Genomic DNA, 13,462 nt, shown 5'->3' with positions numbered 1-13,462 from the left:
CAAGCCACCCCTAGCGAGGATCCAAAGATGCGCCTCACCCGCTCCCTTTTCGTCAAGACAGCCGCGCTCGGTGCCATGGCGGCCGGCATCCTGGCCTGGCAGCCGCTGCACGCCGCCGAGGTGGCCGTCGTGATCCCGCCGCCGGCCCAGGATCAGCCGGCCTCCGACGGGCTGGAAACCGCCGTGGTCGCCGGCGGCTGCTTCTGGGGCGTCCAGGGCGTCTACCAGCACACGGCGGGCGTGGTCAGCGCGGTGTCCGGCTATGCCGGCGGCACCAAGGCCACGGCCGACTACCGCACGGTGTCGAGCGGCACGACGGGCCATGCGGAATCGGTCCAGATCAAATACGACCCGAAGAAGATCTCCTACGGCAAGATCCTGCAGATCTTCTTTTCGGTCGTGCACGATCCGACCCAGTTGAACCGCCAGGGCCCGGACTCAGGCCCGCAATATCGCTCGGCGATCTTCACCACCTCGGAGGCGCAGAGGAAGGTCGCGGAGGCCTATGTCGCCCAGCTCGACAAGGCCAAGGTGTTCGGCAAGCCGATCGTCACCAAGATCGGCAAGCTCGAGGCATTCTATCCAGCCGAGGCCTATCACCAGGACTATCTGACGCTGCACCCGAGCCAGCCCTATATTGCCTATAATGACCTGCCGAAGATCGAGAACCTGAAGAAGATCTTCGCGGAGAACTACATCGAGAAGCCGACGCTGGTCGGCGAGGCCAAAGCGACGAACTGAGGCGACGACCTGTCGCCACGACTTTGAGGCCGCGACGGTGGCCGATCAGCGCAATGACAGGGGCGGACGAGTCTGGGTCCGCCGGAGGAAAAAAGATGAGCGACACCAAGACCGACGACAAGGTCATCAAGAGCGAGGCGGAATGGCGCAAGGAGCTGACGCCGATGCAGTACGCCGTGCTGCGCGAGAAGGCGACCGAGCGCCCGTTCTCGGGCGAATACGAGCATGAGCATCGCGCCGGGACCTATGTGTGTGCCGGCTGCGGCCAGACCCTGTTCGAGTCCGACGCCAAATTCGACTCCGGCTGCGGCTGGCCGAGCTTCACCCAGCCGGCGACGGAGAGCCACGTCGACGAGGAGACCGACTATACCCACGGCATGGTCCGCACCGAGGTGCTGTGCTCGAAATGCTCGGGCCATCTCGGCCATGTCTTTCCCGACGGTCCGGGGCCGACCGGCCTGCGCTATTGCATCAATTCCGCGGCCCTGAAGTTGAAGCCGCGCTAACGTCACCATCGGCCCCGGTTCCGTTACGGACGGTAATGGGGCCGGTGGGCTGGCGGCCGGCGAGGCGTGGGCGGCCAAAACCGGCCGTCAGGGGTGAGATTTTAGCCGTGCAGATCGGGCTCTCCTGCATTCACAAGTTGCAGATCGATTAAACTATTGAAAAAAGAGGACATTTCAGCGCGGCCCGAACCAGGCCGGATTTACGATGTGAGCGTGCAGGATTCGCATTTCTGCCAAATCGGCCTATATTAGGGGTCGTAACTGACTATGCAGGGCCGGGCCGCCTGGAGCGGCAAATCCCGCCCTCCACCCCCGCAATCGCTGGCGTCATCGCCAAGCTGAATGTTTTGAAAGCTCGCGTCAGCGCTTCCAGCCGACAAGAAGAGGTCTCAGACCATGCGTCCACTGCGTCCGTTCAACTTCAACACCTCTGCCGAACTGTTTCCCGCCGCCATCCGCAAGAAGAAGCGAGCGGGGTTTGCCTATCGGCGGTTCGGCACCGCGGCTGAAGCCGTGCGCTTTGCCATGGAGGAGTTGCCTGCGGATTCGCTGAATGGCGCCTACCTGCAGGTCGAGGAAGCCCGGTTCGACCAGAACGGCATCCGCACCCTGTATGAGAGCGAGGCGTTCCCGCTGCCGCGCCGGGTGGTCGACAAGGCGCCGGACGCCGATGCAGCCTGACGGCTGCCAGACCATTCTCCAACACCCTGCCCCGCCTTGTGCGGGGCAGTTTTTTTATGGGGGTCGGTTTGTGCGGCTTTTGGCCCGGTCTCGCGGCGCGTCAACGCGGCTGGGTATCGAGCCACCGCCGCAAGATCTTGGCGTTGCGCATATTGGCGCGGAACAGCACGTCGAAGGCGTCGCCCGCCACCGGCACCATGCCGATCACCCCCTCGACCGCGACATTGCCGAGCATCCGGGTGATGACGTGCCACGGCGCACCCAGCGCACGGGCCTCGCGCACCAGCCACAGCGACAGCGCGGTCGCGATGAGGTCACCGACCACAGGGATCAGGCCGATGATGCCGTCGATGCCATAGCGGATGTTGGTGCCGGGCAGGACGAAGGCGACGTCGAGCAGCTTCGCCACCGCCTCCAGCCGCGCGATGCGCTGCTCACGGGTCAGATTGCCGAATGGATTGGCGGTGCTGAAATCGAAGCGCACGCCGCCCGGGCCGACGAAGGCGCCATGGAACGAGGACTGGAAGGATCCCTGCGGGATCTCACGTCCGTCCTGGTCGATGATCGGTCCGCGCGCCTCATTGGCATTGAAGCGTGCCTGCGAGGCGCGTCCGGAGGCGCGGCGGGGCGAGGGGGTCATCTGCTCTTGCATACCCATCACATAGAAACGCGGCAGCAGGGCGCAAGTTGCGTCACGCCGTCACGCGCTGTGCTTGCTGGGCTGAGCCGCCGGGGCTTCGGGCGGGGTTTCGTCGACGAATTTGTGCACCAGCCACGACGACACCGTCGCGGGAATGAAGCCGACCAGTCCGTAAAGGACCCATTGCAGGGCACCGTATTCGGAGCCGTGCGAAGCGTAGTTGAAGCCGGCGAGCAGGAAGGCGATGCCGCCCACCAGCAGCATCCGCAGGGTCGGTCCGATGCGCCTGACGTGGAACAGGATGTCGTCGATCGCGCACATCATCAGTGCCGGCAGGAAACCGAACAGGTAGCTGTATTGCAGCGAGGTGACGAAGACCTTGAACAGCTTGGCCACTTCGCCGGGATTGGTGTTGGTCCAATAGCCGGACATGTAGGTCGTGACCAGAAGCAGCGCGAAACCGCCCAGCGCCGGACCCACGGCAACGAAGATGAGATATCGCTTCATGCCCAATCTCCTGCCTCGCCGATTCGCCCAACGCGCGAGGCGCGTGCGGACTGCTCAGTCACCCCACAGCGCGAAGGCGTCGTTGAAGGCGCGCTCGCCCGGCGCGCCCTTCTCGATCGCGATGATGGCCCGGCGCTGATTGCTGTAGACCAGCGGAACGTCGAACCAGGAGCGCTCCTTCAGGAGCTGCACGTTGCGGGTCCGGTCGGCGTCGACATTGGACAGGCCGACCAGGAAGAAGCCGTCGGTGACCTTCACTGCGAGGCCGGCCAGCGGCGTCCCGCGCGCCTGCTCGTTGGATTTCATCAGGATCCCCGGCACGTTGCCGACGCCGCCGCCAGAGAAATCCTGCGGCAAGATGAAGGTCAGTTCCGCGGTGTGGCTCGCCGGCAGCGACGTGTCGGTGTTGCGGCGGAACGACATCGTCATCTTGAACTTGCGATCGGGAATCTCGATGTCGGCGCGCACGGCGATGTCGGCCTTCTGCGTCCCCGTCGCCTTGATCTGCTCGGTGCGCCAGACCACCGAGCCGATATATTGCTTGCCCTTCGGATCGGCTGGATCCTCGTCATAGAGCACGACGCGTTGCGCGACCGGCGCGATCTGGTCCGAGGACGGCGACTGCCCGACACGGTCGGTGATCTTCGGCTTGCTCAGCGGCGTGCCGGTGTCCTTGGGCGCCTCGACCGTCGAGGAAGATTTGAACAGGCCATTGACCATCCCAACCAGCGGCCGGCCCCACAGAATTCCGGCGCCGATCAGGATCAGCACGATCCCTGCGGCGATGGCCGCCTTGAACGGAAAGGTCGAGCCGCTGCGCTCCGACTTCTTCTTGCCCTCGCGATCCGGCGCGGCGCCGCGCTGGCGGGTCGAGGTGGCAGGCAGCGCGTAGCGCTCGGCCTCCTGGACCGACTCGTCATAGGAGTATGGCGCCTCGGGCAGCGGCGGCCGGTCATCGTCGTCGCCCTCGAGCCGATCGAGATCGGTGGTCGGAACGTTGGCGTAGGTCTTGCGCGCCGCACGGTTGGCCTGGGCAGTGGCCTTGCCGAGATCGTCGACATCAGCGGTGATGTCGCGGAAGCCGCGCATGGCGGGCGGCGTTGCCGGATTGCCGTTGTCCTGAGCACCGCGGCGGGCGGCCGCCGGACGTTCGCGCACTGGAGGCGCCGCCCCATCCTGTGGAGGCGTTTGAGGCGGCTGGGGCCGCGGCGGCACAGCGGGTGCACCAGCGGCAGCCGGCGGCGCTTCCGGTCGCGGATTGCGCGCCGGACGCGGCTCGGCCGTCTCGCCGCCGAGCGGCGGCCGCTCGGCCCGGGCAGCGGCCGGGGCCGCCGGTCGTGGCCGCGGGGCGGTCGTGGCGGCCTGGTCTGGAGCCGGCTGAGCCGCGGGCGAGGCCGGAGCATCCGAATTGCGCGCACCGGCCCGCCGGAGCGCATCACCTGGGCGGGCCGCGCCGCTCGACGCCCGCTGTGCCTCGCGGGCGCGCTGGGCCGCTTCCGCCTCGACCTTGCGCACGGCCTCCTCGAGCGACAGCCGCTCGCGCGTGATCTCGGATTCGCTCAGCGGCGGCTGGACGCTGCGCAACTGTGCGATCAAGGCCGCCCGCGCCCGCTCGTAAAGCGCACGCCGGCTTTCCCCGGGAGCGTTGGGGTCCAATCCGGCAATGGCACGGGCTATCAGCGGGTAGTAGTCGGCCATATCAACTCAATTCGCGCGCTCAGCTGTCGGGTCCCGTCACGCCTCGAAGGGATTCTGGACCAGAATAGTATCCTCGCGTTCGGGGCTGGTGGAAAGCAGCGCGATCGGGCAACCCACCAGTTCCTCGATCCGCCGGACGTATTTGATGGCCTGTGCCGGCAGATCGGCCCAGGAGCGCGCGTTTGCGGTCGGCTGCTTCCAGCCTTCGATGGTCTCGTAGATCGGTTCGACCCGAGCCTGCGCGCCCTCACCTGCCGGGAAATGATCGATCTCCTTGCCGTCCAGCCTGTAGCCGGTACAGACATCGATGGTGTCGAAACCATCGAGAATGTCCAGCTTGGTCAGCGCAAGACCGTTAATGCCGCAGGTCCGCACCGCCTGGCGGACCAGGACCGCATCGAACCAGCCGCAACGACGCGGCCGGCCGGTATTCGTTCCGAATTCGCGGCCACGCTCGCCGATCTTGCGGCCGGTCTCGTTGTCCTGCTCGGTGGGAAACGGCCCCTGCCCGACCCGGGTCGTGTAGGCCTTGCACAGGCCGAGCACATAGCCGATCGCGCCCGGCCCGAGGCCCGCGCCCGTGGCCGCCTGCGCCGCGACCGTGTTGGACGAGGTCACGTAGGGATAGGTGCCGTGATCGACGTCGAGCAGCGCGCCCTGCGCGCCCTCGAACAACATCCGCTTGCCTTCGCGGCGCTTGATGTCGAGCAGACGCCAGACCGTCTCCGCATAGGGCAGCAGCTTCGGCGCAAAGGCCGTCAGCTCGCGCAGGATCTGCTGGCCGTCGATCGGCTCGAGGCCGAGGCCGCGGCGGAGCGCATTGTGGTGCGCGAGCAGCCGATCGATCTTGTGCGGCAGCGTATCGAGATCGGCGAGGTCCATCAGGCGGATCGCGCGGCGGCCGACCTTGTCCTCATAGGCCGGGCCGATGCCGCGGCGGGTGGTGCCGATCGCGGTCGCCGCGCTCGCGGACTCGCGCAGCGCGTCGAGTTCGCGGTGCAGCGGCAGGATCAGCGTGACGTTCTCGGCAACGCGCAGATTGTCCGGGCTGATGGCGACGCCCTGCGACTGGAGCTTGCCGACCTCGTCGAGGAAGGCCTGCGGATCGAACACGACGCCATTGCCGATCACCGACAGTTTGCCGGTGCGCAGCACGCCGGACGGCAGCAGCGCCAGCTTGTAGGTCGCGCCGTTGATGACGAGGGTATGGCCGGCATTGTGGCCGCCCTGGAAGCGCACGACGATGTCGGCCTGCTCCGACAGCCAGTCGACGATCTTGCCCTTCCCCTCGTCACCCCATTGGGCGCCGACGACGACCACGTTAGCCATTCGCAGCTCTTTCCTCTGCCAAGATCCAAAACAGCACGATCGGTTCGGACGAAATCGCTTCCGATGAGGGGCCAGCCTGGCCAACCATGCGCCCAGCCCAAATCGCGGCCGGGACCGCTCGCTTGCGAGGCGACCCACCGGATAAAGGAAGCCGCCGGGCTAGGCAAGCGAGAACGGGCCTTCGGAGCACACAAGAGCGCCACCAAGCCTTTGATAAGCCCCAAAATTTCATGCCGCCCCGGCTGCGGATCGGGCGACCCGGCCGTACGCTTCTGGCGGCGCATCGACCCGGGCGGTTCCATTGAGCACCCGAACGGCGGCGAATCTACGATCGAAGCGGCGCGCTCTCAGCTCTGGATGCGGCCGTCGACAACCTCGATGATGCGATCGCAGCGCCGTGCCAGATCAAGGTTGTGGGTGACGAGCAGGAAGCTCGTGCCGACCTCCCGATTGACCTCGCGCGTCAGGCCAAAGACCGCCTCGGCCGACTTGGCGTCGAGGTTGCCGGTCGGCTCGTCCGCCAGCACCAGATCGGGGTTCATCGCCAGCGCCCGCGCCACCGCGACGCGCTGCTGCTGGCCGCCCGACATGTTGCTCGCGAGATGGTCGGCGAATTTCGCCAGCCCGACCTGGTCGAGCAGCGTCGACGCCTGCGCCTCGATCTCGGGGCCCGGGAAGCCGCGATCGACCAGCAGCGGCATCATCACGTTCTCCTTGGCCGTGAAGGCAAGGATCAGGAGATGAGACTGAGAGATGAAGCGGATGGTATGGCCGCGCAGATGGGTGAGCTCGGTGTCACTGCAGCAGAAGCACACGCAGAATCTGTCCGCGCGAGGTGCCCATCGCACGCAGGATCCCGATCTCCTTGGAGCGCTGGATCACCGAGACGATCAGCACCGCCGCGATGCGGCACATGCGGCAACCGAGGCCATCACGGCAGCGGGATGTTGCGCTAGGTCAACCGCCGCCCAGAGAGCTTCATGCAAATCAGCCATGATGACCACGACCAGTCATCCACCAACCTGGACAGGCCCGCGTGAGCACTGAGACGACCTCCGGCCCGCACCAATTTTGGCGCCTGTCGCCCGCGCAGGCGGGCGCGACGCTCGGCTGCGACCTGAACGGTCTCGGCGCGGGCGACGCCGAGCAGCGGCTGCAACGCTACGGCCACAACGCCGATGCGCCCTCGCACGTCGTGGGTCCGTTGCGCGCCGTGCTCCGCCGCCTGCTCGAGCCGCTGTCGCTGATCCTGCTGGTGGCGGGCATCATCTCGATGGTGACGGGAGACGTGATCGGCGGCGCCATCATCGTTCTCATCCTGACGCTGTCGATCGGCCTCGACACGGTTCAGGAGGGACATGCCGTCAAGGCGGCCGAGGAGCTCCGCCGCTCCGTCGCCTTGAAGGCCGAGGTCAAGCGGGATGGCGCCTATCGCCAGATCGACGTCGAGGCGGTCGTTCCCGGAGACATCCTGCGCGTACGCGCGGGCGACATCGTTCCTGCCGATGCGCTGATCATCGAAAGCAAGGCGTTCACGGCCGGCGAGGCGGCGCTCACGGGAGAGCCCTATCCCGTGACGAAACAGGCCGGCATTCCGACCGATGAGAACGACACGTCGAATGCGCTGTTCCGCGGCTCGGTGGCGCAGACCGGAGAGGCCGTCGCCATCGTCGTCAACACTGGACCGAACACGATGTTCGGCGCCGCCGCCGCGGCGCTCGCCGAGGGGCAGGCGCGCACGCCGTTCGAACGCGACCTGCATGAATTCGGCCTCGTCATCGCGCGGCTTACGCTGGCCCTGGTCGTGATCGTGCTCACGGTTCGCGTCGTATTCGGACGCGATGTGCTCGACTCGCTGTTGTTCTCGGTCGCGCTCGCGGTCGGATTGACGCCCGAGCTGCTGCCGATGATCACGACGGTGACACTGTCGCGCGGCGCGCTGCGCATGGCCAAGCGCAAGGTGATCGTGAAGCGGCTCGCGGCGATTCATGATCTCGGCGCGATGTCGGTGCTGTGCACCGACAAGACGGGAACGCTGACATCCGCAAAGATCACGCTCGCCCGCAGCGTCGCGCCCGACGGCACCGACCATCCGCGAGCTGCGGAGCTCGGCGCGATCGCGGCCGCACTCGGCGGTGATCGCGGCTCGCTCGATTGCGCGCTCGTCGCAGGCGCCAATCATGCGGCCGAGGGATGGTCCTTGGGCGGCCAGCAGACCTTCGACTTCTCGCGCCGGCTCGGCTCGGTGCTGGCGATCCGCGGCCAGGATCGGATCCTGATCGTAAAGGGCGCGCCTGAGGCGGTAATCGAGTTGTGCACGCAGCAGCGGCATGGCGGCACGTTCGCGCCGCTCGACGACAACGGCCGCACCGAGATGTACGAGCGCGTTCACGCGCTCGCACGCGAGGGCTTGCGCACGGTCGCGATCGCGTCACGGCCGTGGAACGGCGCGCCGCGCGAGATCGAAACCGACGACGAGCAGGAACTGATCTTCGAAGGGCTGTGCGCGTTCGCCGATCCGCCCAAGCCGACCGCGGCGGCTGCGATCGCGCAGCTTGCCCGCGCCGGCATCGCGCTGAAGATCCTCTCCGGCGACGATCCCGTCGTGGTCAAGCGGCTGGCCGGCCTGGTCGGTCTGAAGGCGGATCGCGTGCTGTCCGGCAGCGACATCGCCGAGCTCAGCGACGACGCGCTCGCGGTGCAGGTGCACTCGGCCGATGCGTTCGGCCGTCTGGCGCCCGACCAGAAATCGCGCATCGTCAAGGCGCTGCAGGCCTCCGGCGAGATCGTTGGCTTCCTCGGGGACGGCATCAACGATGCGCCGGCGCTGAAGGCCGCCGACATCGGCCTGTCCGTCGAAGGCGCCACCGGCGTCGCCCAATCGGCCGCCGACATCATCCTGCTCGCCTCTGATCTCGACGTCGTCGCCAACGGCGTTGAAGAAGGCCGACGCACCTTCGCCAACATCCTGAAGTATGTCCGAATGGGCGCGAGCTCGAATGTCGGCAACATGCTGTCGATGGCCGCCGCATCGATGGTGCTTCCGTTCCTGCCGATGCTGCCGACGCAGATCCTGCTCAACAATCTGCTCTACGATCTCTCCGAGCTCGGCATTCCGTTCGACCGCGTGAGCCGGCAGGCGACCGCGCGGCCGCAGCGCTGGGACATGAAGCGGCTCATGCGCTTTGCCGCGATCATGGGGCCCCTGTCGTCCCTGTTCGACTTTCTCACCTTCGGCGCGCTGCTGTATTTGTTCCATGCGACGCCCGATGAGTTCCGCACTGCATGGTTCCTCGAATCGATGGCAACCCAGATTCTCGTCATCTTCATCATCCGGACCAATGGGCGGCCATGGAGCAACCGGGCGGATTCGATGCTGACGGCGTCGTCGCTCACTGCGCTCGCCGTCGCACTGGTCGTGCCCTTCACACCGGCCGGCGCATGGTTCGGCTTCGTTGCACCGCCCCTCGCCGTCTTGGCTGCCATCGCCGGCCTCGTCGTCGCCTATCTGGTCAGTGCGGAGGGCCTCAAATCGCTCGCGGTGCGATCCGGACCGCGGAGACCGCACCGGGGACACGCTCGTGCGCGATCTTGACGACGACCATCGCTGCATGGTCGCGATGCATCTGCCCTCTTGATAGGCAGCTGCAATTGGTGTCTGTCGAAAGCGCCGGGAGGAACGGCGGCCGGACATCCTGGCCGCGCGCCGCGGCGCATCGAACCGGGGCCAACTCCGCCGCATGTCCGCTGCCGATCCCACCGCGTCCGCCGCGCCCGCGCGCGCCTGGATCGCCAACCAGCCCTATGTGCTGCTCAGCATCACGGCGCTGTGCTGGGCCGGCAACTCGATCGTCGGGCGGCTTGCCGCCGGCCACATCCCGCCGGTGACATTGTCGTTCCTGCGCTGGTCGCTCGCCTTCCTGCTGATCCTGCCGCTCGCCTGGAAACAGCTGCGCCAGGACTGGCCCGCGATCCGGTCGCGGCTCGGCATCATGATCGCGTTGTCCGTGACGGGCATCGGTGCCTTCAACACGCTGCAATACTGGTCGCTCGAATATACGCAGGCACTCAACACCCTGCTGCTGCAGTCGGCTGGTCCGCTGATCGTGGCAATTTGGTCGATGCTGCTGTTGCGCGTGCACCTGACCCTGGCGCAGGCCATCGGCATCGTGCTGTCGCTCGTGGGCGTGCTGCTCATCCTGACGCGCGGTCACCCCACCGCGCTGGCCGACATCAGCTTCAACAGAGGGGATCTGATCTTCCTGCTCGCGATGGCGGTGTTCGGCTTCTACTCGGTGCTGACGATCAAGCGGCCGCAGATCCACGGCCTGTCGATGGTCGCCTTCACCTTCGGTTGCGGCGCAGCCAGCCTCATTCCGCTGCTGATCTGGGAACTCAACGCGCGACCGGTCATGGCGCTCGACGCGCAGAACCTGTTGTCGCTGCTCTACGTCGCGATCTTTCCTTCGACGATCGCCTATCTCTGCTTCAATCGCGGCGTGCTCCTGATCGGCGCCAATCGCGCCGCGCCGTTCTTTCACGTGGTCCCGGTGTTCGGCTCGATCATGGCCTTCGTGTTCCTCGGCGAGCAGCCGCAGATCTTTCACGTGATCGGCTTCGTCCTGGTGCTGGCCGGCGTGTTCGTGGCGTCGCGAAAACAGGCGACGTGAGGCGGTCACGCTACAGCCAAGGTCTCATCTCATCGCCTTGAGCGCCATGCAGAGTGCCATCAGCGACACGAAGCCTATCAGCAGGATCCGGAGCCGCGCCGGCGACACGCGGGAAGCAAGGCGGGCGCCAAGATCTGTTCCGACTGCCAGTCCGACGAGCACAGCGGCCAGCGTGGACCAGGACGGCAAGGCGCCGTGATCCCAATAGACCCAGGCCGCCGGAATCGTCGTGGGGACCAGCGTCAGAGCCAGACTGATCATCTGAGCACGATGCTGGGCCATACCGAGCACCGCACTCAAGCCAACCACGGTTGCAAGTCCGCCGCCGATACCGAGAAAACCGGACGACAGTCCGGCCGAACAGCCTACCAGCAGCAGCGCAGTTCCATGCGGGTCAGCAGCGCTCTTTGCCGCCTCGCTGCGATCCTTGGCAGAGGACCGTCGCAGCAGCAGGGCGTCGAGCAGCAGCAGGTAGACCACGTAAGCCCATTGCAGGAACGACGCGGCAGCCCAATTGGCAATTAGCGCGCCGAGTGCGCCGCCCACCACGAACCCGAGCCCCAGCCAGAGCAGCAAGGGCAGAGGCACCCGGCTGCCGCCGTCCCAATAGCGCTTGATCCCGGCCAGGCTGGTCGGCGGGATCTGCGCTATCAGTGAGAGTCCCTGCGCAACGTGCTGCTCGGCCCCGAGCAGCAGCACTCCAAATACGACCAAGCCGCCGCCGGGCGTGACTCCGAGCAGCCCCGACGTGAAGCCGCCGATCAGACCTGTGGCGAGGCCACCAATGAGATCAACGGCCCTCATCATCTTGACCTGGCCATTCCTGTTCGACGCTGTGATTGAACGTCATCGTCTTGTCGTAAGGCCTGACAGGAGCGCCTCGAACGCCGCCATCGCTTCGGATGACGAGAACGGCTCGCCCCATAACCGCTGCAGCACGAAACCTTGGAACATTGCGACCATCGTCCGGGCGATGCTGCGCGGGTTGATGGCGCGGTCGATCACGCCGAGCCGCTGACCGCCTTGCAGGAGTTTGGCGATCAGAGCGATCGGCCGGCGCACGCCGGCGGTCACCTGCTGTCGGATGGCGTCGTCGCGCAGGGCTTCGGCCCAAAGCTGCAGCGCAATGCGCCGGCTGCGCAGACCATCCTCCTGCTGTATATCCGCCAGCGCGGCCCTGGCGATGGCGCGCAATCCATCCAGGGGATCCAAGCTGTCCCGCGCGGCCGTAAGAAGCGCCGCATCACGGGCGTGGCGCTGTTCACCGATCGCCTGAATCAGTTCATCCTTCCCGCCAAAATGTCCGTAGATGCAACCTGCGCTGAGACCGGATTCCGCGATCACGTCAGCGATCGTGGTCTGGTGAAATCCCTGTCGGGCGAAACAGGCCGCGGCAGCCAGCAGGATCTCGTCACGACGTGCCGCCATCGTTTCCGGCTTCAATTTCGGCATGCGCAATCTTCTCCCGACATGCGCAATCGACGCTTGCACCCTTCGGCCCCCGCCGATCCACGCCTTTGCTCAACCATACAAAACGAATATTCGTTTTGTAAAGGGGGCAATGAGTTTTGGCATGGCGGCATTCCATCGCACGCTCTTGTCCTGCGCTCGCTACGGGCACAACGTCTGGCGAACATCAAAAGCCGAGTCCTTGTCCTCCCCACATCATCCCATCTCGCCGCTCGCCTGGCTCAACAACCAGCCCTATGTGCTGCTCACGCTGGCTTCGCTGTTCTGGGCCGGCAACATCGTGCTCGCGCGCTACGTCGCCGGACACGTGCCGCCCCTGACGCTTTCGTGCATCCGCTGGATCGGGACCTTCCTGATGCTGTGGCCGTTCGCACGCGCGCACCTGGCGCGCGACTGGCGAACGCTGCTCGCGCATTGGCCACTACTGCTGCTGCTGGCGCTGACCGGGTTCGCGATCAACAACGCGCTGTCCTATTGGGCCATGCAATACACCCAGGCGCTCAACGGGCTGCTGATTCAATCGTCGACGCCGCTGTTCGTGGCGCTGTGGTCGCTGTTGCTGTTCGGCGTTCGGCTGAGCCTGGCCCAGTTCGCAGGCATCGCGATGTCGCTGAGCGGCGTGCTGGTGATCCTGACGCGCGGCGATCTCGGCGCGCTCGCGGGCATCCAGTTCAATCGCGGCGACCTGATGTTCGCCGGCGCCTTGCTGGTGTTCGGACTCTATTCCGCCGCCATGACGCGGCGGCCGGCGGTGCACCAGCTGTCGCTGATCTCGTCCTGCACGGCCCTCGGTGCCGTTCTGCTGCTGCCGCTGGCGGTCTGGGAATATTCGTCCGGGTTCGTGCTCACGCCCGACCTGCTGTCGATCGCGACGCTCGGCTACGTCGTCGTCTTCGCCTCGACGCTGGCCTATTTGTTCTTCAATCGCGGCATCAGCCTGATCGGACCGAACCGCGCCGCGCCATTCCTGCACCTCGTGCCGTTGTTCGGCTCGGTGCTGGCGATCCTGCTGCTTGGAGAGGAGCTCAGGCCGTTCCATCTGATGGGCTATGCGCTGGTCATCGCCGGCGTGATCATTGCGTCGCGGGTCCCGATCCGGCCTCCCGGCACGGGTGACCGGCTCAAGGTGTGAGCGTGCGGCAAGACGCCTCATGAAGACCGGGGAGCATCATCCGGCTGTCATCGAAATGTCAGCGCCGCGTCAGGCCTCCTGTCCAGAA

The 13,462-nt window shown here is 66.2% G+C and carries 12 protein-coding genes and 2 pseudogenes; 6 read left to right on the top strand and 8 right to left on the bottom strand.

The genetic code is table 11. The annotated features are described in order from the left end of the window. The first annotated feature begins 27 nt into the window (after nt 1-27). The 3 genes from msrA to QW881_RS25000 all read left to right on the top strand — a co-directional run bounded on the left by msrA (nt 28) and on the right by QW881_RS25000 (nt 1,928). Complete coding sequence (gene msrA / locus QW881_RS25010) at nt 28-741, top strand: peptide-methionine (S)-S-oxide reductase MsrA (protein ID WP_409999004.1); 714 nt, start codon at nt 28-30, stop codon at nt 739-741. Nucleotides 742-836: 95 nt separating this feature from the next. Continuing rightward, the gene (gene msrB, locus QW881_RS25005) at nt 837-1,247 is read left to right on the top strand and encodes a peptide-methionine (R)-S-oxide reductase MsrB (RefSeq protein WP_315757315.1); all 411 of its coding nucleotides are present in this window, start codon (nt 837-839) and stop codon (nt 1,245-1,247) included. A 396-nt stretch (nt 1,248-1,643) separates the two neighbouring features. Beyond that, nucleotides 1,644-1,928 (top strand): hypothetical protein, encoded by a 285-nt coding sequence (locus QW881_RS25000; protein WP_315733902.1) that lies wholly within the window; start codon nt 1,644-1,646, stop codon nt 1,926-1,928. A gap of 100 nt (nt 1,929-2,028) precedes the next feature. Here the strand turns inward: QW881_RS25000 and QW881_RS24995 are convergent, their stop codons facing one another. The 6 genes and pseudogenes from QW881_RS24995 to QW881_RS24970 all read right to left on the bottom strand — a co-directional run. Continuing rightward, nucleotides 2,029-2,580 (bottom strand): DUF4112 domain-containing protein, encoded by a 552-nt coding sequence (locus tag QW881_RS24995; protein WP_409999005.1) that lies wholly within the window; start codon nt 2,578-2,580, stop codon nt 2,029-2,031. Between the two features lie 48 nt (nt 2,581-2,628). Next, nucleotides 2,629-3,075: a DUF5413 family protein gene (locus QW881_RS24990; protein ID WP_315757317.1), complete on the bottom strand. Its 447-nt coding sequence runs from the start codon at nt 3,073-3,075 to the stop codon at nt 2,629-2,631. Nucleotides 3,076-3,129: 54 nt separating this feature from the next. Continuing rightward, on the bottom strand, nt 3,130-4,773 hold the full coding sequence (locus tag QW881_RS24985) for a hypothetical protein (RefSeq protein ID WP_315757318.1): 1,644 nt from the start codon (nt 4,771-4,773) through the stop codon (nt 3,130-3,132). A 36-nt stretch (nt 4,774-4,809) separates the two neighbouring features. After that, a complete protein-coding gene (locus tag QW881_RS24980; RefSeq protein WP_315733910.1) occupies nt 4,810-6,102 on the bottom strand; it encodes an adenylosuccinate synthase in 1,293 nt (430 codons plus the stop codon). A 347-nt stretch (nt 6,103-6,449) separates the two neighbouring features. Beyond that, a pseudogene (locus QW881_RS24975) lies at nt 6,450-6,902 on the bottom strand (ABC transporter ATP-binding protein); the annotation flags it as partial. Further along, nucleotides 6,901-7,008 (bottom strand): annotated as a pseudogene (locus QW881_RS24970) (FtsX-like permease family protein); the annotation flags it as partial. The pseudogenes QW881_RS24970 and QW881_RS24975, both read right to left, overlap by 2 nt. Before the next feature lie 130 nt (nt 7,009-7,138). On the opposite strand from QW881_RS24970, the gene mgtA reads away from it, so the two are divergent. Both mgtA and QW881_RS24960 read left to right on the top strand, forming a co-directional pair. Further along, nucleotides 7,139-9,697 carry a magnesium-translocating P-type ATPase gene (mgtA, locus tag QW881_RS24965; RefSeq protein ID WP_316159072.1) on the top strand — a complete coding sequence of 853 codons (2,559 nt, stop codon included), beginning with the start codon at nt 7,139-7,141 and terminating at the stop codon, nt 9,695-9,697. Between the two features lie 145 nt (nt 9,698-9,842). Then, nucleotides 9,843-10,772, top strand: a complete 930-nt coding sequence (locus tag QW881_RS24960) for a DMT family transporter (protein ID WP_315733912.1) — start codon at nt 9,843-9,845, stop codon at nt 10,770-10,772. Nucleotides 10,773-10,796: 24 nt separating this feature from the next. Here the strand turns inward: QW881_RS24960 and QW881_RS24955 are convergent, their stop codons facing one another. Together QW881_RS24955 and QW881_RS24950 are read right to left on the bottom strand one after the other, a co-directional pair. Then, complete coding sequence (locus QW881_RS24955; RefSeq protein WP_316159088.1) at nt 10,797-11,576, bottom strand: sulfite exporter TauE/SafE family protein; 780 nt, start codon at nt 11,574-11,576, stop codon at nt 10,797-10,799. A 42-nt stretch (nt 11,577-11,618) separates the two neighbouring features. Next, nucleotides 11,619-12,224: a TetR/AcrR family transcriptional regulator gene (locus QW881_RS24950; RefSeq protein WP_316159073.1), complete on the bottom strand. Its 606-nt coding sequence runs from the start codon at nt 12,222-12,224 to the stop codon at nt 11,619-11,621. 199 nt (nt 12,225-12,423) lie between these two features. Here QW881_RS24950 and QW881_RS24945 point away from each other — a divergent pair, with 199 nt between their 5' ends. Next, nucleotides 12,424-13,374 (top strand): DMT family transporter, encoded by a 951-nt coding sequence (locus QW881_RS24945; RefSeq protein ID WP_316159074.1) that lies wholly within the window; start codon nt 12,424-12,426, stop codon nt 13,372-13,374. Nucleotides 13,375-13,462: the final 88 nt, after the last annotated feature.

This window comes from Bradyrhizobium sp. SZCCHNS3016, from assembly GCF_032484535.1.
In the GTDB taxonomy this organism is placed as follows: Bacteria; Pseudomonadota; Alphaproteobacteria; order Rhizobiales; family Xanthobacteraceae; genus Bradyrhizobium.
The sequence above is the reverse complement of the archived record's forward strand: the minus strand, read 5'-3'. Positions and strand labels throughout refer to the sequence as shown.